Raw genomic sequence first — 18,604 nt, 5'->3', positions numbered from 1 at the left:
TGTCGGCGGTCATGTTGACCTCTTGCGGCATCCAGTGGTTGGCGCAGCCGTCGAGGTACTTCTGCCAGGCCCAGTCGTACTTGAAGGGCACGAGTTGGTTGAGGTCGGCGCGGCAGTTGATCATGCGCTTTTCGTCAACGGCGACACGGGCGGAGGCGCCTTCCAACTCGGCGAGGCCTTCGGCGACGTCGAGTTTGTCCAGGGCGGCCTTGGCGCGCACGATGGCGGCGGAGTCATTGGCGGTGACGGCGCGGGCCTCGATGGCGGCGGCGGCACCGGCACCGTCGAGGCGGTCCATGTTGGCTTCGGTGGCGTGGCCGGCGTTGGCGCCTTTAGCGGCTACTTCGCCTTCTTCTTCTTTGTCGAATTCGTCCCAGCTCAGCATGACGTGTCGTCTCCTGCGTGAGGGCCAATGGTGCCCGTGTGAAACCGGATGGTTGGGTGTTCACACGGCCCAGGGGCCGCGGTGGATCTTTAAGGAATCGTTTGTTGCAACAGCTAGCGCAGGCATTAAACGGAATAGGGCTACGGGTGCTCTGCATGAGGTCTGAGGGGCGGAGCGACTGTGTCTTACTCCTGCGGGGCCTCAGGTCTGGCTCGTTACCCCATGTAAAGGGATATTACAGGCCCGATTTACCCGCGCATTATAGGGAAAAATTTGCCTTTGTGTTGCGGCGGATGGTCTCGGTGGGCCGCCAAATTGACGGTGTTTGCGGCCAGAGTGCGGGTTTGCAAGGGTTTGCCAGCTGCGGATTTTTTTGACGGGCGGTAGGCGCTGCTTTTAATGCGCCAGCCGCAGGTAGATTTGGCATCGCAGTTCTTGCGCCCCTTGGCGCAAGAACTGGCCGCAGGGCCTTACTGTGCTGCCGCCTGAATGCTCGCAAACATCTGTTTCCCGGCCTTGGCCGGATCCGCGTTTTTATCGCTCATAAAGTGGCTGACCACATCAAACACCGCCCCCTGCACTGCCTGGGAAGTCGACATGTTGAACGCCATGCTCGGGGCCAGGGTGCCGGCGTTTTCGGCTTCGGCGAAATCCTTGGCGGAGGCCTGGGCGCAACTGTCGAACTGGCTCATGTCCAGGCCCGTGATCACCGGGATGGAGCCTTTGTTCTGATTGAATACCGTTTGAAATTGCGGCTCCAGGGCGATCTTGGCCAGGTCGTCGCGCGCGGCATTGTTGCCCGGTGTGTCATTTTTGCTGGAGAGCTTGAACATCGCCAGGGAATCGATGGTGTAGCTATAGATGCCTTGGGAGCCCGGGAAGGGCGCGCATTCATAATCGAGACCGGCCTTCTTGCCGGCGGCGCTCCATTCGCTCTTGGCCCAGTCGCCCATGATCTGCATGCCGGCCTGGCCCTTGATGACCTTGGCGGTCTCCATGTTCCAGTCCTGGCCCGTGCCGTCGGGGTCCATGTAGGTCTTGAGTTTGCGCAGTGCTACAAACACTTCGGTCATTTTCGCGCCGGTGAAGGTGGCTTCGTCGTGATCGATAAAGGCTTTCTTGAAGCCATCCGCGCCGAGGATGCTCAGCACCAGGCCTTCAAATACCGTGGTGTCCTGCCAGGGTTGGCCGCCGTGGGCGAGCGCAATAAAACCGGCGGCCTTGAGTTTGTCACCGGCGGCATACAGTTCTTCGAGGGTTTTCGGCGTCTGGGACACGCCGGCCTGCTTGAGTACCGTGGGGTTGGTCCAGAGCCAGTTGATACGGTGGATATTCAGCGGCACGGCGACATAGTGGCCATCATATTTCATCAGTTGGGCAATGCTCTGGGGCAGCAGGTTGTCCCAGTGATTGGCCTTGGCCACGTCGTCGATGCTGGTCAGCAAGCCCAGATTGCCCCATTCCTGGATATCCGGGCCCTTGATCTGAGCGGCGGAGGGCGGGTTGCCGGACACGGCGCGAGTCTTGAGCACCGTCATGGCCGCTGCGCCCCCGCCACCGGCTACGGCGCTGTTTTGCCAGGTATAGCCGTCTTTTTCGATCAGTTGCTTGAGCACGTCCGCAGACTTGGCTTCCCCGCCCGAGGTCCAGTAATGCACGACTTCCACGCTGCCCTTGCTCTGGGCCCCATGGGCGCTGACTGTGCAAAGGCTGGCGAGGGAGATGGCAACGGCAAGGCGATTGACGATTTTCATAGGGGGTGGCCCTTTTTTGTTTTTGTGGTGAGAGGAGGGTACTTATTCCAGCCCCAGCCCTTTGCGGCCGAGGGCGTTCAGTTGCGAGGTCATGAAGCGGTCGCTCCAGTGCTTTTCGTAGTCTTCGCGGGGGAAGTCATCCGGCGAGGCGCCTTGTTCGAAGGCCCGCAACACATCCCTGGCATAACGCAGATTTTTCGGACACATGGGGGCGGCTGGTACGTACATCACATTGCCCCAGCCCTGCTGGTTTTCGACGGGAGCGACGCTATGGACTACATCGCAGTGCCACCACACCGAATCGCCAGCCTGCACGTCCGGAATCGGTGACATGCCCTGGACCAGCAGCGGGTGCCACTTCTCCAGGATCGGCAGCACCTTGCCTGGCGCAACGCCACACAGCTCATCCTCGGGCACGTCATCGAGCAGCGGGCGCAGCAGCAGGTAGGCCATGGCCTTGGGGATCGGCAAGGTATGCAGCACGCCCTGGTCGGCATTCATGTCGCACAGCGCGGTCCAACCCTGGAAGGTGCGAAAGGCCGAGCATTTGGTACCTGGGTAGGCATATTCATCGACTTCGGTACGATGGGCGGCGTCCCACGGGTCGTAGGATTTGAAGTCATTGCGGTAAATTTTCTCGAACACCTTCAAGTAGGCCGGGTGCAGCCAGCGCTCCAGCGCCCCGGAGTCGGTGTGCGGGCCCAGGCCTTTGGACGTGGTGCCGGGCGGGCGTCGCCGTACGCGGTCCGGGTACAGGGCGTTGGTGTCGGGGTCGAACCACTGCTGGCCGTGGGAGTCGATGGTCCACAGGCGGTTCAAGAACGATTGGGCGCAGCCCATGCGCTCATGCTGGCGCAGTTGCATCTGGGCCTCGGACCAGTAGATCGGGAAGATTTCCGGGCGCGAGGCTTCCAGGTTGCCGAAGAAGTTGTCGGCAGGGCCCCGGTAAACCGCGTCGAACTGGTTGTGGTCCAGGTAGTCCAGCAGGCTCTTGTCCCACTCCAGCACCTGCTGCCTGGGAAAGTGGTTGCGGATCACCAGGCAGCCTCGGCGCTTGATCAGCGCGCGTTGTTGTTCTGTGACCTGGCCGTTGGCGAGGGTGGCAAAGTCCAGTTCGGGCCAGGCCGAGCCGGTCAGGGCTTGCTGGGCCTTGATCGCGGCGATTTCCGTGGCGATAAAGGCGCTGACTTCGGCAAACAGCGCGGGCACGTCGCCGATCTGTGCGCGCAGTGCCTTTTTCATGGCGACGATGCTGCGTTTGTAGTCGTCAGGTAGCTCGGCACTTGCGAAGGATGGGGAATTGTTCATGGGGTGGCCTGCATTTTTATTATTCATGCAGGTATGGAATCACTCCGGACGGCCTGGACGGCAGCCTCATTTGGCGCGTTGAGCAATACGATTGTGGCGTTTGATCATGCGCCTACAGAAGAATCGGCTTAGCCGTGCCTGGCTGGAAGTGATGCCCATGCTGACCACGGAAGTCTGAAGGCGTCATGCCCTTTTGCGCCTTGAACTGACGGTTGAACAGGGCCTGGGACGCGTACCCGACCTGTTCGGCGATGGTGCTGACGGCCAGGTTGCCTTGCATCAACAGGGCGCAGGCGTGTCCGATGCGCAGCCGCACGATGTAGTCCAATGCTGTGCAGCGTGTGTGTTTGCGGAACATGCGGTGGAAGGCGGAAACGCTGACGCAGGCCATTTGTGCCAGCTCAGGGATGCTCAGGGGTTGCGCATAGTGGCCGTGCAGGTAGTCCAGGACCCGGCGGATGCGCGCATCTTCAATGATGTGAGGGGTTTGTTGCACAGCGATGCGCTGCGCCGCGACATCCCGTGACAGGGTATTGAGTACCGTCAGCAGGGAAATCAGGCGCTGGGAGGCGTCTTGCTCGACCATCGCCTCGATCACCGGGCGCAGGGCGCGCGAGGTGGCGTCGCTGAAACTCAGTGCATGCTGCGCGGCCGCCAGCAGGGCGCGGGTCGAGGCCATTTCCGGAAACAATTTGACCAGCGAATCGGCCCAGGCTTCAGAAAACCAGATGACCAGGGCGATGTGCGGTTGGGTCGGGTCGATAGTCTCGGCCGACGACCAGCTATGGGGAACATTCGGGCCCACCAGCACCAGGTCGCCATCATCGTAGCGTGCCACATCGTTGCTGATGTAACGGTGCCCACGACTGTTGAGGGTGAGGGTCAGCTCGTACTCAGGGTGGTGATGCCACTCAAACGGGATCGCCTGTGGCAGGCGCCTGTTGAGCAGGGTCCAGGAGGTGTTGGCCTCGGTGGGGATTTTCTCGAAACTGGCTCTCATGAACCCATCCTGCTGTGCAGAGGGAGTAGCAACGCCACAATCGTAGCATTCGGTTCAAGCGAGAAGGGGAAGGTGCCGTGAACAAGTCTCTTTGCCGCAAGAACGATTCCTTGCGGCGAACATTGCCAGGTTAGGTTCTAACTAACTAAGTTATTAACCGTTAGAGCAACCGTTACCCATGACTTTGTAATTAAGAATATGACGCTGGCCTTGGTGATCTTCATATTCCATGCGTGCTGGAACAACTTCGCAGACATTCGGAATGGAACTCATGGACACCACCTTGGCAATATCCAGATCAGTGGCGTAGGTGTATTCCTCAACAATAGCGGTGTGCTGGCTGGCTACGTCAGTCGGGATCTCGTCGGCCAGGGCGGCGGTGGCGCACAGGCTGGCAAGGGCCATAACTAATAAAGCTTTCATTTCCAATTTACCTTTTTACAGTCGAAGGGGGTCACGGGGCCCTTGTGAGGCCACGTGTGTAACTTAAGTAGAGAGTTCGGATTAACGTGCCTTCGTGGGGGCTGCAACTTGGTTAATCACAGTGCCTTGTTGGCGAGGTTGATTTTAGGCGCCTGGGTTGCATTCATATACCCGTACTTTTGATAAACACTTTTGGTGGTTTTCGTAACAATCCACGACAGAGGTTTTTTCCGGTAGCGCAAAACGCGCTACAGGCCCCGTACCAGAGCGGCTCACGCACATATCAGGGCAATTTGTAGGGGCTTGTTACTACCATCGTCGAATGGTTCTATAGGCCTGCCCCGGCTACAACAGGGCCATACAACAACAACTATAGTCACCGAGGTAAGAAAGATGAGTGCGGCTTCCCTGTACCCCGTTCGCCCCGAAGTAGCAGCCAATACGCTGACTGACGAGGCGACCTACAAGGCCATGTACCAGCAGTCGGTGGTCAACCCCGACGGCTTCTGGCGCGAGCAAGCCAAGCGTCTTGACTGGATCAAGCCTTTCACCACGGTCAAGCAGACCTCGTTTGACGACCACCATGTCGATATCAAGTGGTTTGCTGACGGCACCCTCAACGTTTCCTACAACTGCCTGGACCGTCACCTCGCCGAGCGCGGCGACCAGGCGGCGATCATCTGGGAGGGCGACGATCCTTCCGAAAGCCGCACCATCACCTACCGCGAGCTGCACGAACAGGTCTGCAAGTTCGCCAACGCCCTGCGCGGCCAGGATGTGCACCGCGGTGACGTGGTGACCATCTATATGCCGATGATCCCTGAAGCTGTGGTCGCCATGCTGGCCTGTACCCGCATCGGCGCGATCCACTCGGTGGTGTTCGGCGGTTTCTCCCCTGAAGCCCTGGCCGGTCGCATCATCGACTGCAAATCCAAGGTGGTGATTACCGCCGACGAAGGCATTCGTGCCGGCAAGAAGGTACCGCTCAAGGCCAACGTCGACGACGCGCTGACCAACCCGGAAACCAGCAGCATCCAGAAAGTCATCGTGTGCAAGCGCACCAATGGCCAGATCAAGTGGAACCAGCATCGCGACATCTGGTACGAAGACCTGATGAAAGTGGCGGGCACGGTCTGCGCGCCAAAAGAGATGGGCGCCGAAGAAGCGCTGTTCATCCTTTACACCTCCGGTTCCACCGGCAAGCCCAAGGGCGTGCAGCACACCACCGGCGGCTACCTGTTGTACGCCGCCCTGACCCACGAGCGCGTGTTCGACTACCGCCCGGGCGAAGTCTACTGGTGCACCGCCGACGTCGGCTGGGTCACTGGCCACACCTACATCGTCTATGGTCCGCTGGCCAATGGCGCGACCACACTGCTGTTCGAAGGCGTGCCGAACTACCCGGATATCACGCGGGTCGGGAAAATCGTCGACAAGCACAAGGTCAATATCCTCTACACCGCGCCGACCGCGATCCGCGCGATGATGGCTTCCGGCACCGCCGCCTGCGAAGGTATCGATGGCAGCAGCTTGCGCCTGTTGGGTTCGGTGGGTGAGCCGATTAACCCGGAAGCCTGGGACTGGTACTACAAGAATGTCGGCCAATCCCGTTGCCCGATTGTCGACACCTGGTGGCAGACCGAAACTGGCGCGACCCTGATGAGCCCGTTGCCGGGCGCTCACGCGCTCAAGCCGGGGTCGGCGGCACGTCCGTTCTTTGGCGTGGTGCCAGCGTTGGTGGACAACCTGGGCAACATCATCGAGGGCGCTGCCGAAGGCAACCTGGTGATCCTCGATTCGTGGCCGGGCCAGGCGCGTACCCTGTACGGCGACCATGACCGTTTTGTCGACACTTACTTCAAGACCTTCCGTGGCATGTACTTCACCGGCGACGGCGCGCGTCGCGATGAAGACGGCTACTGGTGGATCACCGGTCGCGTGGATGACGTGCTCAACGTTTCCGGGCACCGCATGGGCACCGCCGAGATCGAAAGCGCCATGGTCGCCCATCCCAAAGTCACCGAGGCGGCCGTGGTCGGCGTGCCTCACGACATCAAGGGCCAGGGCATCTATGTGTATGTCACCTTGAAAAACGGTGAGGAGCCGACCGAAGCGCTGCGCCTGGAACTGAAGAACTGGGTGCGCAAGGAGATCGGCCCGATTGCATCGCCGGACGTGATCCAGTGGGCACCAGGCTTGCCTAAGACCCGGTCGGGGAAAATCATGCGCCGTATCCTGCGCAAGATTGCCACGGCCGAGTATGACGGGCTGGGGGATATCTCCACCCTGGCTGATCCAAGTGTGGTGCAGCATCTGATCGATACCCACAAGACCATGAACGTCGCGTAAGCGGGTTTATGGGACCAAGCCCCATCCGGTGTAGGCCGGATGGGGCTTTTTTGTGGGGCCTCACTATGAAATACCATCAATGTAGGAGCCGGCCTGCCGGCGATAACGGTGGGTCAGTCAGCCCATTTGATACAGGCCCGCCGCTATCGTTGGCAAGCCAGCTCCTACATTGGATGGTGGGGGATGACAGACCGTCCTCAGCACCAAGCCAATAAATATCGGTTTATCTAGTAGGACGTTTCTGAATGTTACCCAGTGGTGCAAATGTGTAACCTTGCGCCCAAACATGAGGCAAAGTGCTACATCCACGCCCCGAAAACGCCCGTTTTAGACACCCTGAAAAATTAGATCAAACGCTACACTTGCCGGAATAGAAGGGTTTGCGAATAATAGGCCCGCAATTTGCAGCGTTAATAGGTTTAATATCTTTTGCCTCTGCATAAAAATCAGGGGTTGTCAATGGGTCGGGGTCGCTTTCTCGGTGCTTCTGTAAATTGTTGTCGCATTGAGGAAATATCGGCTTCCGGCCTGTCGTTAGAATGCCGATCACTCGCTCGTCGTCGCCGTGTTGAACTGGTGTAGGACGCAGCACCGCTATTCGGTTTCACTCAGTCGCATCGTGGGCCATGGCTCATACTGCTGTTTTTGTCCTATACCGATGGAGTCCCAAGATGAAGAAACTCGTGCTGTTGGGCGCCCTGGCGCTGTCCGTGCTGTCCATGCAGGCCTTCGCTGAAGAGAAACCGCTGAAAATTGGTATCGAAGCAGCCTACCCTCCGTTTGCCTCGAAGGCGCCGGACGGCAGCATCGTCGGTTTTGACTACGACATCGGCAACGCCCTGTGCGAAGAGATGAAGGTCAAGTGCACCTGGGTCGAGCAAGAATTCGATGGCCTGATCCCGGCGCTCAAAGTGCGCAAGATCGACGCAATCCTGTCGTCCATGTCCATCACTGACGACCGCAAGAAGTCCGTGGATTTCACCAACCGCTACTACCTGACCCCGGCACGCCTGGTGATGAAGGACAGCGTTACCGTCAGCGACAGCCTGGTTGAGCTCAAGGACAAGAAGATCGGCGTACAGCGCGGTTCGATCCATGACCGTTTCGCCAAGGAAGTCCTGGCGCCTAAAGGTGCGACCATCGTTCCCTACAGCACCCAGAACGAGATCTACCTGGATGTGGCGGCCGGTCGCCTTGATGGCACCGTGGCTGATGCGACCCTGCTCGAAGACGGTTTCCTGAAGACCGACTCAGGCAAAGGCTACGCGTTCGTAGGCCCTGCGTTCACCGACGCCAAATACTTCGGCGATGGTATTGGTATCGCGGTACGTAAAGGCGACAAGGCCAACCTGGACCGCATCAACGCAGCCATCGCCGCGATCCGCGCCAATGGCAAGTACAAAGAAATCGAGAAAAAGTATTTCAACTTCGATATTTACGGCGCTGACGCCAAGTAAACCTTCGCAGTTGTCTGTCCAGAATGGCGCAAGCACCAGGGTCTCTGAAGTTTGCGCCATTTTTTCATCCGCCTTTTCGAGGACCTGAATCATGTTGAAAGGCTACGGGGCCGTTATCCTCGATGGCGCATGGTTGACGCTTCAGCTCGCCTTGTCGTCCATGGCCTTGGCCATTGTTCTGGGTCTGATTGGGGTCGCATTGCGCCTGTCGCCGGTACGCTGGCTGGCTTGGCTGGGTGACCTGTACTCCACGGTGATCCGCGGGATCCCCGACCTGGTGCTGATCCTGCTGATTTTCTACGGTGGCCAGGACCTGCTCAACCGCGTCGCGCCGCTACTGGGCTACGACGACTATATTGACTTGAACCCCTTGGCCGCCGGTATCGGCACCCTGGGTTTCATCTTTGGCGCCTACCTGTCGGAAACTTTCCGCGGTGCGTTCATGGCCATCCCCAAGGGCCAGGCCGAAGCGGGCATGGCCTATGGCATGAGCCCGTTCCAGGTGTTTTTCCGGGTGATGGTGCCGCAGATGATCCGGCTGGCAATCCCCGGCTTTACCAACAACTGGCTGGTACTGACCAAGGCCACCGCGCTGATTTCGGTGGTGGGCCTGCAAGACATGATGTTCAAGGCCAAGCAGGCGGCAGATGCCACCCGCGAACCTTTTACCTTCTTCCTCGCGGTGGCGGCGATGTACCTGGTGATCACCAGCGTCTCGTTGCTGGCCCTGCGTTATCTTGAGAAGCGCTACTCGGTAGGCGTAAAGGCGGCTGATCTATGATCTTCGACTACAACGTCATCTGGGAGGCCATGCCGCTGTACCTTGGCGGCTTGCTGACCACCCTGAAATTGCTGTTGATCTCGCTGTTCTTCGGCCTGCTTGCCGCCGTGCCCCTGGGCCTGATGCGAGTGTCCAAACAACCGCTGGTCAATGGCGCGGCCTGGCTCTACACCTATGTGATCCGCGGTACGCCGATGCTGGTGCAGTTGTTTTTGATCTACTACGGCCTGGCCCAGTTCGAAGCGGTGCGCGAGAGTTTCCTCTGGCCGTGGCTGTCCAGCGCGACCTTCTGTGCGTGCCTGGCCTTTGCCATCAATACCAGCGCCTACACCGCCGAGATCATCGCCGGTAGCCTCAAGGCCACGCCCCATGGCGAGATCGAAGCGGCCAAGGCCATGGGCATGTCGCGCTACAAGCTGTACCGCCGCATCCTGCTGCCCTCGGCCCTGCGCCGGGCGCTGCCGCAGTACAGCAACGAGGTGATCATGATGTTGCAGACCACCAGCCTGGCCTCCATCGTCACCCTGGTCGACATCACCGGTGCCGCTCGCACGGTGAACGCCCAGTACTACCTGCCGTTCGAAGCCTATATCACCGCTGGCCTGTTCTATCTGTGCCTGACGTTCATCCTGGTGCGCCTGTTCAAGCTGGCCGAGCGCCGCTGGTTGAGCTACCTGGCTCCCCGGAAGCACTGATATGGAACGCATCGAGCACGTACTGCCCTGGGGGCACCTGGGTTGCGAGCGCCAGTTGACGGTGTTCCGTTTCGGCCATGGCGAGCGCAAGGCGTATATCCAGGCCAGCCTGCACGCCGATGAGTTGCCGGGGATGCGCGCGGCCTGGGAGCTGAAAAAGCGCCTGGCCGAACTCGAAGCGCAGGGCGCCCTCAACGGTGTGATCGAGCTGGTGCCGGTGGCCAACCCGATGGGCCTGGGTCAACTGCTGCAAGGCAGCCACCAGGGGCGTTTCGAGGTCGGCACCGGGAAGAACTTCAACCGTGATTTCGTCGAGTTGAGCGAGCCGGTTGCTGCCTTGCTGGAAGGCAGGCTGGGAGATGATCCCCACGCCAATGTGCGCATGATCCGCCAGGCAATGAGCGATGCGCTCAATGCACTGCCCGAGCCGAGCAGCCAGTTGCAAGGTATGCAGCGGGTTTTGCTGAGCCATGCCTGTACTGCCGATGTGGTCCTCGACCTGCACTGCGACGCTGAAGCCGCGCTGCACATGTACGCGCTGCCCCAGCACTGGCCGCAGTGGCGTTCGTTGTCGGCGCATTTGAATGTGAAGGTCGGCCTGTTGGCGGAAGATTCCGGCGGCAGCTCGTTCGATGAGGCCTGCTCGTTGCCGTGGCTGCGTTTGTCACGGGCGTTCCCCGAGGCGCAGATCCCTCTGGCATGCCTGGCGACGACCCTGGAGCTGGGCGGTCAGGCCGATACCGGTCGGGATGAGGCGATCTTCCACGCCGAAGGTATCCTCGCGTTCCTCGCCGAACAGGGCCTGATCAAGGGAGAGTGGCCGGCGCCGCAACACGAACCGTGTGAAGGCGTGCCCTTCGAAGGCACTGAATTGCTGTTTGCACCCCACGCCGGGGTGATCAGTTACTTGCGTAAAGCCGGTGACTGGGTGGAAACCGGCGAGCCGATTTTTGAAGTGATTGATCCTTTGGCCGACCGCGTCAGCATTGTTTGCGCGGGCACGTCAGGGGTGTTGTTTGCCGTTGAACGGCTGCGTTATGCCCAAGCGGGTTTCTGGCTGGCCAAGGTGGCGGGGCGCGAAGCGCTGCGTCACGGGCGCTTGCTCAACGACTGACCAACTGTTTTTGTGAGAACCGACCGCATGTACAAACTTGAAGTCCAAGACCTGCATAAACGCTATGGCAGTCATGAAGTGCTCAAAGGCGTGTCCCTGGCCGCCGCGGCCGGTGATGTGATCAGCATCATCGGTTCCAGTGGCTCGGGCAAAAGCACCTTTTTGCGCTGCATCAACCTGCTGGAGCAGCCTCACGCCGGCAAGATCCTGCTCAATAACGAAGAGCTGAAGCTGGTGGCCAACAAGGACGGCGCGATGAAAGCCGCCGACCCCAAGCAGTTGCAGCGTATGCGTTCGCGTCTGTCGATGGTGTTCCAGCATTTCAACCTGTGGTCGCACATGACCGCGCTGGAAAACGTCATGGAAGCCCCGGTGCATGTGCTGGGCATGTCGAAAAAAGACGCCCGTGAAAAGGCCGAGCACTACCTGGCCAAAGTCGGCGTGGCTCATCGCAAGGATGCCTTCCCCGGCCATATGTCCGGTGGCGAGCAGCAGCGCGTGGCGATTGCCCGGGCGCTGGCGATGGAGCCTGAGGTGATGCTGTTTGACGAGCCGACCTCGGCGCTGGACCCGGAGCTGGTCGGCGAAGTGTTGAAGGTCATGCAGGACCTGGCCCTGGAAGGCCGGACGATGGTGGTAGTGACCCACGAAATGGGCTTTGCCCGTGAAGTGTCCAACCAGTTGGTGTTCCTGCACAAAGGCATTGTCGAAGAACGCGGCAACCCGCGTGAAGTGCTGGTCAACCCGCAGTCCGAGCGGTTGCAGCAGTTCTTGTCCGGTAGCTTGAAGTAAACAAGGCTGCGTTTATGCACTGAAATAGTGCATGCTTCGCAGCCTTGAGGTTGGCCTCGATTCCTTGTAGGAGCCGGCTTGCCGGCGATAGCGGTAAGCCAGTCCCACCGCTATCGCCGGCAAGCCAGCTCCCACATTAGATCTCTGTTTGTTTTGAGATTTGTGTTGGTTTACGGGCTAGCATTGGCCCTTGTCTTCATTACCGTTTTCGTTTCGGATAGCCCTCCATGACAGCCCATCGCATTGGTTTCCTGATTTGGCCCAGCACTAAAGCCCTGACGCTTGCGCTGGCTGAGGAGGCCTTGCGTGTGGCCCAGCGGGTGCATCCAGACGTGGTCTACGAGGTGTCATTCCTGCAGGCCGAGCCGCCGGTCGAGGGTGACTGGAAGCTGCCCGGCGAACCCTGGGCCGGTAAGCTGGAAGGCTTCCAGAAGCTGTTCCTGCTGGCCGACGAGCCGCCCACCGTGATCGCGTCCCAGTTGGGCACCGCACTCAAGCAACTGGTGCGTGCCGGCTGCGTGATCGGCGGCTTGTCGGCGGGCGTGTATCCGTTGGCGCAACTGGGTTTGCTCGACGGCTATCGCGCCGCCGTGCACTGGCGCTGGCAGGATGACTTTGCCGAACGTTTCCCCAAGGTCATCGCCACCAGCCATTTGTTCGACTGGGACCGTGATCGCCTGACCGCCTGCGGTGGCATGTCGGTGCTCGACCTGCTGCTGGCGGTGTTGGCCCGTGATCATGGTGCCGAACTGGCCGGTGCGGTCTCCGAAGAATTGGTGGTAGAGCGCATCCGCGAAGGTGGCGAACGCCAGCGCATTCCATTGCAGAACCGCCTGGGGTCCAGCCATCCGAAGCTGACCCAGGCAGTGTTGCTGATGGAAGCCAACATCGAAGAGCCGCTGACCACCGACGAAATCGCCCAGCATGTGTGCGTGTCGCGACGACAACTGGAGCGCATCTTCAAGCAGTACCTCAACCGCGTTCCCAGCCAGTACTACCTGGAGCTGCGCCTGAACAAGGCGCGCCAGATGCTGATGCAAACCAGCAAATCGATCATCCAGATCGGCCTGTCCTGCGGCTTCTCCTCGGGGCCGCACTTTTCCAGCGCCTACCGCAACTTCTTCGGCGCCACCCCCCGTGAAGATCGCAACCAGCGGCGCAGCAGCAGCCCGTTCGAGTTGTCGTCGGTGCCATCCGAGCGCGGCTGAGCAGGGCCTTGCCCTGCGGATGCAGCTGAGCAAAATTCCCACGGCACTGCCGCAACCGCCTGTCTTCTGTTTAAACTGCGCCATTGCGAAGCTATTTGTCGCATTGGCGTAAACCCGCGTAAAACGGGGGTTGGCGCTATAAGAAGTTGTCGCTTGGCGGCAAGGCCGCGCTGAAAACTGTCCTTACAATCCCTGCATCGCCCGCCAGTTCCAGGCAGGCGTTCCTCTTCAGGAGACTCCGATGTCCGTTGAGCAAGCCCCGGTGCAACGTGCCGATTTCGACCAGGTCATGGTGCCCAACTATGCCCCTGCCGCCTTTATCCCTGTGCGTGGCGAAGGTTCCCGCGTGTGGGACCAGTCGGGTCGCGAGCTGATCGATTTTGCCGGCGGCATCGCAGTGAACGTGCTGGGCCATGCCCACCCGGCGCTGGTCGGCGCATTGACCGCCCAGGCCAACAAGCTGTGGCACGTCTCCAACGTCTTCACCAACGAGCCGGCCCTGCGCCTGGCCCATAAGCTGATCGACGCCACCTTTGCCGAGCGTGTGTTCTTCTGCAACTCGGGCGCCGAAGCCAACGAGGCCGCCTTCAAGCTGGCCCGTCGCGTGGCGTTCGACCGTTTCGGCAGCGAGAAATACGAGATCATCGCCGCCCTGAACAGCTTCCACGGCCGCACCCTGTTTACGGTCAACGTCGGTGGCCAGTCGAAGTACTCTGATGGTTTCGGTCCTAAAATCACCGGCATCACCCACGTTCCTTATAACGACCTGGACGCGCTGAAAGCCGCGGTGTCGGACAAGACCTGCGCCGTGGTGCTGGAACCGATCCAGGGCGAAGGCGGCGTGTTGCCGGCTGAGCTTGCGTACCTGCAAGGTGCCCGCGACCTGTGTGACGCCAACAACGCGCTGCTGGTGTTCGACGAAGTGCAGACTGGCATGGGCCGCAGCGGCCATCTGTTTGCCTACCAGCACTACGGCGTGGTACCCGACATCCTCACCAGCGCCAAGAGCCTGGGCGGCGGCTTCCCGATTGCCGCGATGCTGACGCGCGAAGACCTGGCCAAGCACCTGGTGGTCGGCACCCACGGCACCACCTACGGCGGCAACCCGCTGGCATGCGCGGTGGCCGAAGCGGTGATCGACGTGATCAACACCCCCCAGGTGCTGGCCGGCGTCAATGCCAAGCACGAGCTGTTCAAGGCCCGCCTGGAGCAGATCGGCCAGCAATACGGGATCTTCACCCAAGTACGTGGCATGGGCCTGCTGCTCGGTTGCGTATTGAGCGACGCGTTCAAGGGCAAGGCCAAGGACGTGTTCAACGCGGCCGAGAAAGAAAACCTGATGATCCTGCAGGCCGGCCCGGACGTGGTGCGTTTTGCGCCAAGCCTGGTGGTGGAAGAGGCGGACATCAATGAAGGCCTGGACCGCTTTGAACGTGCTGTAAAAACGCTGACGCAAGCCTGATAGATACACATTTATCTAACGAACCGGATCAAATGTGGGAGCGGGCTTGCCCGCGATAGCGATCTGTCAGTCGACGTTGTTGTGACTGGCCCACCGCAATCGCGGGCAAGCCCGCTCCCACATTGGAACCTGGGTGATTCCAGGTTCAGTGTCCGGCATTTTTTTATGAAGTTTTCGAGTTAAGGAGTGACACCATGCTGGTGATGCGCCCCGCGCAAATGGCTGATCTGGGCGAGGTACAGCGTCTGGCTGCGGACAGCCCGATTGGTGTCACCTCCCTGCCGGATGACGTTGAACGCCTGAGCGACAAAATCGCCGCCAGCGAAGCGTCCTTCGCCGCCGAAGTGAGTTTCAACGGTGAAGAAAGCTATTTCTTTGTCCTCGAAGACACCGTCGCCGGCAAGCTGGTGGGCTGTTCGGCCATCGTTGCCTCGGCCGGTTATTCCGAGCCGTTCTACAGCTTTCGCAACGAGACCTTCGTCCACGCGTCCCGCGAACTGAAGATCCACAACAAAATTCACGTCCTGTCCCAGTGCCACGACCTGACCGGCAACAGCTTGCTGACCAGCTTCTACGTGGTGCCGGAACTGGTGGGTTCGGCCTGGTCGGAACTCAACTCCCGTGGCCGCCTGCTGTTTGTCGCAAGTCACCCCGAGCGCTTTGCCGACTCGGTGGTGACCGAGATTGTCGGCTACAGCGACGAGAACGGTGATTCGCCGTTCTGGGACGCCATCGGCCGCAACTTCTTCGACCTCAACTACGCCGCCGCCGAGCGCCTGTGCGGGTTGAAGAGCCGCACCTTCCTCGCCGAGCTGATGCCCCACTACCCGATCTACGTGCCGCTGTTGCCCGACGAAGCCCAGGAAGCCATGGGCCAGGTGCACCCGCGTGCGCAGATCACCTTCGACATCCTGATGCGCGAAGGTTTTGAAACCGATCATTACATCGACATCTTCGACGGTGGCCCGACCCTGCATGCGCGGGTCTCGGGCATCCGTTCGATCGCCCAGAGCCGCGTGGTGCCGGTGAAGATCGGCGAGATGGTCAAGGGCGTCGGCCGCCAGTACCTGGTGAGCAACGCGCAGTTGCAGGATTACCGCGCAGTGATGCTGGAACTGGACTACGCGCCGGGCAAGCCGGTGACCCTGGACCTGGAAGCGGCCGAAGCCCTGGGCGTCGGCGAAGGCGCCAGCGTGCGCCTGGTAGCGGTTTAAAAAGCAGAGTTTCGCGGGTGGCTGCAAAGCGGCCCGTCTGAGGAGATAGCATGATCGTTCGTCCCGTACGCAGCAGCGATTTACCGGCCCTGATTGATCTGGCGCGCAGCACCGGCACCGGCCTTACCACCTTGCCGGCCAATGAAGAGCGCCTGACCCACCGGGTTGGCTGGGCTGAAAAGACCTTTCGCGGCGAAGCCGGGCGTGGTGATGCCGACTACCTGTTCGTGCTGGAAAACGACGAAGGCCGGGTGGTGGGGATTTCCGCCATCGCTGGCGCCGTCGGCCTGCGTGAGCCGTGGTACAACTTCCGGGTCGGCCTGACGGTCAGCGCCTCCCAGGAACTGAACATCTATCGCGAGATTCCTACGCTGTTCCTGGCCAACGACCTGACGGGCAACTCCGAGCTGTGCTCGTTGTTCCTGCATGCCGATTACCGCAACGGCCTCAATGGCCGCATGCTGGCCAAGGCACGGATGCTGTTCATTGCTGAATTCCCGCAGCTGTTTGGCAACAAGATCATTGCCGAGATGCGCGGGGTGTCCAACGACGCCGGGCGTTCGCCGTTCTGGGAAAGCCTGGGCCGGCACTTCTTCAAGATGGAGTTCAGCCAGGCCGACTACCTCACCGGCGTGGGCAACAAGGCGTTTATTGCCGAGCTGATGCCCAAGTTCCCGCTGTACACCTGCTTTTTGTCCGAGGACGCGCGCAACGTGATCGGCAAGGTCCATCCCGACACCGAGCCGGCCCTGAGCATGCTCAAGAGCGAAGGCTTCAGCTACCAGGGCTACGTCGATATCTTCGACGCGGGCCCTGCGGTGGAGTGTGAGACCAGCAAGATCCGCGCGGTGCGTGACAGCCAGGCGCTGGTGCTGGCCATCGGCACGCCGGGGGACGACGCCACGCCGTTCCTGATGCATAACCGTAAACGTGAAGAGTGCCGCATCACCGCCGCACCGGCGCGCCTGGCTGCGGGCACCCTGGTGGTCGATCCGCTGACCGCCAAGCGCCTGCAACTGGTGGCCGGTGATCAAGTGCGTGCCGTACCGTTGTCTGCTGCCCGGGAGTCGAAATAATGAATTCGTTGTATATCGCAGGGAGCTGGCTGGCTGGCCAGGGTGAACGCTTTGAGTCGCTGAACCCGGTGACCCAGCAGGTGATCTGGGCCGGCAATGGCGCCAGTGTCGAGCAGGTCGAGTCCGCCGTGCAGGCTGCGCGCCAGGCATTCCCTGCCTGGGCCAAGCGCCCCCTGGAAGAGCGCATCAGCGTGCTGGAAACCTTTGCCGCCACCTTGAAGAGCCGCGCCGATGAAATCGCCCGCTGCATTGGCGAAGAAACCGGCAAGCCGCTGTGGGAGTCGGCCACCGAAGTTACCAGCATGGCCAACAAAATCGCGATCTCGGTGCAGAGCTACCGCGAACGTACCGGCGAGAAGAGCGGCCCCCTGGGCGACGCCACGGCGGTGTTGCGCCACAAGCCTCACGGCGTGGTCGCAGTATTCGGTCCTTACAACTTCCCCGGCCACTTGCCCAACGGGCATATCGTCCCGGCCTTGCTCGCGGGCAATACCGTGTTGTTCAAGCCGAGCGAGCTGACCCCTAAAGTGGCCGAGCTGACGGTACAGTGCTGGATCGAAGCCGGCCTGCCGGCGGGCGTGTTGAACCTGCTGCAAGGCGCGCGGGAGACCGGGATCGCCCTGGCCTCCAATCCAGGTATCGACGGCCTGTTCTTCACCGGTTCCAGCCGCACCGGCAATCACCTGCACCAGCAGTTCGCCGGGCGCCCGGACAAGATCCTCGCGCTGGAAATGGGCGGCAACAACCCGCTGGTGGTGGACCAGGTGGCCGATGTGGATGCAGCGGTCTACACCATCATCCAGTCGGCCTTTATTTCTGCCGGCCAGCGCTGCACCTGTGCCCGGCGCCTGCTGGTGCCGGAAGGCGCCTGGGGCGACGCACTGCTGGCGCGCCTGGTTGCCGTCAGTGCGACCATTGCCGTGGGGGCCTTCGACCAGCAACCTCCGCCATTCATGGGCTCGGTGATTTCCCTGGGCGCGGCCAAGGCCTTGATGGAAGCCCAGGAACTGATGCTGGCCAACGGCGCCGTGGCGCTGCTGGAAATGACCCAGCCCCAGGCGCAGGCAGCCTTGCTGACACCTGGCATCATCGACGTGACCGCCGTGACCGAGCGCGAGGACGAAGAGCTGTTCGGCCCGTTGCTGCAAGTGGTTCGCTACACGGATTTCGAAGCGGCGATCAGCGAGGCCAACAACACTCAGTACGGTTTGGCCGCAGGGTTGCTGTCGGACTCCGAGGCGCGCTACCAGCAGTTCTGGCTGCAAAGCCGTGCGGGTATCGTCAACTGGAACAAACAGCTGACCGGCGCGGCGAGCACCGCGCCATTTGGTGGGGTAGGGGCGTCGGGCAATCATCGCGCCAGTGCCTATTACGCGGCAGATTACTGCGCATACCCGGTGGCATCCCTGGAGACACCGAGCCTGGTCTTGCCAGCCGCGCTGACGCCGGGTGTAACGCTGAACTAAATGTGGGAGCGGGCTTGTGTGGGAGCTGGCTTGCCTGCGATGCGGGCACCTCGGTCTTTCAGCCAGACCGAGGGGATGCCATCGCAGGCAAGCCAGCTCCTACACAAGCCAGCACCTGCA

The 18,604-nt window shown here is 60.8% G+C and carries 15 protein-coding genes and 1 pseudogene; 11 read left to right on the top strand and 5 right to left on the bottom strand.

All coding sequences use genetic code 11. The features are described 5' to 3' along the window. The 5 genes and pseudogenes from HBO12_RS27400 to HBO12_RS27380 form a co-directional block, all read right to left on the bottom strand. Positions 1 to 385, bottom strand: a pseudogene (locus tag HBO12_RS27400) (ribonucleotide-diphosphate reductase subunit beta); the annotation flags it as partial. A 470-nt stretch (positions 386 to 855) separates the two neighbouring features. After that, positions 856 to 2,139: an ABC transporter substrate-binding protein gene (locus HBO12_RS27395; protein WP_170043795.1), complete on the bottom strand. Its 1,284-nt coding sequence runs from the start codon at positions 2,137 to 2,139 to the stop codon at positions 856 to 858. Between the two features lie 42 nt (positions 2,140 to 2,181). After that, the gene (locus HBO12_RS27390) at positions 2,182 to 3,447 is read right to left on the bottom strand and encodes a DUF1479 domain-containing protein (protein ID WP_170043794.1); all 1,266 of its coding nucleotides are present in this window, start codon (positions 3,445 to 3,447) and stop codon (positions 2,182 to 2,184) included. A 112-nt stretch (positions 3,448 to 3,559) separates the two neighbouring features. Beyond that, a complete protein-coding gene (locus HBO12_RS27385; protein WP_170043793.1) occupies positions 3,560 to 4,447 on the bottom strand; it encodes a helix-turn-helix domain-containing protein in 888 nt (295 codons plus the stop codon). Positions 4,448 to 4,600: 153 nt separating this feature from the next. Further along, on the bottom strand, positions 4,601 to 4,870 hold the full coding sequence (locus tag HBO12_RS27380; RefSeq protein ID WP_170043792.1) for a DUF2790 domain-containing protein: 270 nt from the start codon (positions 4,868 to 4,870) through the stop codon (positions 4,601 to 4,603). A 393-nt stretch (positions 4,871 to 5,263) separates the two neighbouring features. Between HBO12_RS27380 and acs the strand changes: the two genes are divergently transcribed. From acs to astD, 11 genes are all read left to right on the top strand, one after another. Further along, positions 5,264 to 7,219 carry an acetate--CoA ligase gene (gene acs, locus HBO12_RS27375; RefSeq protein WP_169955154.1) on the top strand — a complete coding sequence of 652 codons (1,956 nt, stop codon included), beginning with the start codon at positions 5,264 to 5,266 and terminating at the stop codon, positions 7,217 to 7,219. A 671-nt stretch (positions 7,220 to 7,890) separates the two neighbouring features. Next, complete coding sequence (locus tag HBO12_RS27370; RefSeq protein WP_070994684.1) at positions 7,891 to 8,676, top strand: ABC transporter substrate-binding protein; 786 nt, start codon at positions 7,891 to 7,893, stop codon at positions 8,674 to 8,676. Positions 8,677 to 8,767: 91 nt separating this feature from the next. Beyond that, entirely contained in the window at positions 8,768 to 9,457 is a 690-nt protein-coding gene (locus HBO12_RS27365; RefSeq protein WP_029294434.1) for an ABC transporter permease, read from the top strand. Beyond that, entirely contained in the window at positions 9,454 to 10,152 is a 699-nt protein-coding gene (locus HBO12_RS27360; RefSeq protein WP_170043791.1) for an ABC transporter permease, read from the top strand. The genes HBO12_RS27365 and HBO12_RS27360 overlap by 4 nt, the downstream gene beginning before the upstream one ends. A 1-nt stretch (position 10,153) precedes the next feature. Further along, positions 10,154 to 11,266, top strand: a complete 1,113-nt coding sequence (locus HBO12_RS27355) for a succinylglutamate desuccinylase/aspartoacylase family protein (protein WP_170043790.1) — start codon at positions 10,154 to 10,156, stop codon at positions 11,264 to 11,266. A gap of 27 nt (positions 11,267 to 11,293) precedes the next feature. After that, positions 11,294 to 12,058 carry an ABC transporter ATP-binding protein gene (locus HBO12_RS27350; RefSeq protein ID WP_029294441.1) on the top strand — a complete coding sequence of 255 codons (765 nt, stop codon included), beginning with the start codon at positions 11,294 to 11,296 and terminating at the stop codon, positions 12,056 to 12,058. A gap of 227 nt (positions 12,059 to 12,285) precedes the next feature. After that, a complete protein-coding gene (gene argR / locus HBO12_RS27345) occupies positions 12,286 to 13,266 on the top strand; it encodes a transcriptional regulator ArgR (RefSeq protein ID WP_169955156.1) in 981 nt (326 codons plus the stop codon). Positions 13,267 to 13,507: 241 nt separating this feature from the next. Continuing rightward, a complete protein-coding gene (locus HBO12_RS27340) occupies positions 13,508 to 14,728 on the top strand; it encodes an aspartate aminotransferase family protein (protein WP_169955157.1) in 1,221 nt (406 codons plus the stop codon). Positions 14,729 to 14,922: 194 nt separating this feature from the next. Then, positions 14,923 to 15,942 (top strand): arginine/ornithine succinyltransferase subunit alpha, encoded by a 1,020-nt coding sequence (gene aruF / locus HBO12_RS27335; RefSeq protein ID WP_032861580.1) that lies wholly within the window; start codon positions 14,923 to 14,925, stop codon positions 15,940 to 15,942. A gap of 50 nt (positions 15,943 to 15,992) precedes the next feature. Continuing rightward, complete coding sequence (astA, locus tag HBO12_RS27330) at positions 15,993 to 17,018, top strand: arginine N-succinyltransferase (protein ID WP_169955158.1); 1,026 nt, start codon at positions 15,993 to 15,995, stop codon at positions 17,016 to 17,018. Then, entirely contained in the window at positions 17,015 to 18,484 is a 1,470-nt protein-coding gene (gene astD, locus HBO12_RS27325) for a succinylglutamate-semialdehyde dehydrogenase (protein ID WP_170043800.1), read from the top strand. Before astA ends, astD begins: the two co-directional genes overlap by 4 nt. Positions 18,485 to 18,604 lie beyond the last annotated feature (120 nt).

This window comes from Pseudomonas sp. WS 5059, assembly GCF_012985525.1.
GTDB lineage: Bacteria > Pseudomonadota > Gammaproteobacteria > Pseudomonadales > Pseudomonadaceae > Aquipseudomonas.
Note: the sequence above shows the minus strand (reverse complement) of the source record. Positions and strands in the feature narration are given on the sequence as shown.

Coding starts and splice junctions, on each gene's coding strand:
- HBO12_RS27395 (WP_170043795.1), bottom strand. CDS start 2,139: ATGAAAATCGTCAATCGCCTTGCCGTTGCCATCTCCCTCGCCAGCCTT.
- HBO12_RS27390 (WP_170043794.1), bottom strand. CDS start 3,447: ATGAACAATTCCCCATCCTTCGCAAGTGCCGAGCTACCTGACGACTAC.
- HBO12_RS27385 (WP_170043793.1), bottom strand. CDS start 4,447: ATGAGAGCCAGTTTCGAGAAAATCCCCACCGAGGCCAACACCTCCTGG.
- HBO12_RS27380 (WP_170043792.1), bottom strand. CDS start 4,870: ATGAAAGCTTTATTAGTTATGGCCCTTGCCAGCCTGTGCGCCACCGCC.
- acs (WP_169955154.1), top strand. CDS start 5,264: ATGAGTGCGGCTTCCCTGTACCCCGTTCGCCCCGAAGTAGCAGCCAAT.
- HBO12_RS27370 (WP_070994684.1), top strand. CDS start 7,891: ATGAAGAAACTCGTGCTGTTGGGCGCCCTGGCGCTGTCCGTGCTGTCC.
- HBO12_RS27365 (WP_029294434.1), top strand. CDS start 8,768: ATGTTGAAAGGCTACGGGGCCGTTATCCTCGATGGCGCATGGTTGACG.
- HBO12_RS27360 (WP_170043791.1), top strand. CDS start 9,454: ATGATCTTCGACTACAACGTCATCTGGGAGGCCATGCCGCTGTACCTT.
- HBO12_RS27355 (WP_170043790.1), top strand. CDS start 10,154: ATGGAACGCATCGAGCACGTACTGCCCTGGGGGCACCTGGGTTGCGAG.
- HBO12_RS27350 (WP_029294441.1), top strand. CDS start 11,294: ATGTACAAACTTGAAGTCCAAGACCTGCATAAACGCTATGGCAGTCAT.
- argR (WP_169955156.1), top strand. CDS start 12,286: ATGACAGCCCATCGCATTGGTTTCCTGATTTGGCCCAGCACTAAAGCC.
- HBO12_RS27340 (WP_169955157.1), top strand. CDS start 13,508: ATGTCCGTTGAGCAAGCCCCGGTGCAACGTGCCGATTTCGACCAGGTC.
- aruF (WP_032861580.1), top strand. CDS start 14,923: ATGCTGGTGATGCGCCCCGCGCAAATGGCTGATCTGGGCGAGGTACAG.
- astA (WP_169955158.1), top strand. CDS start 15,993: ATGATCGTTCGTCCCGTACGCAGCAGCGATTTACCGGCCCTGATTGAT.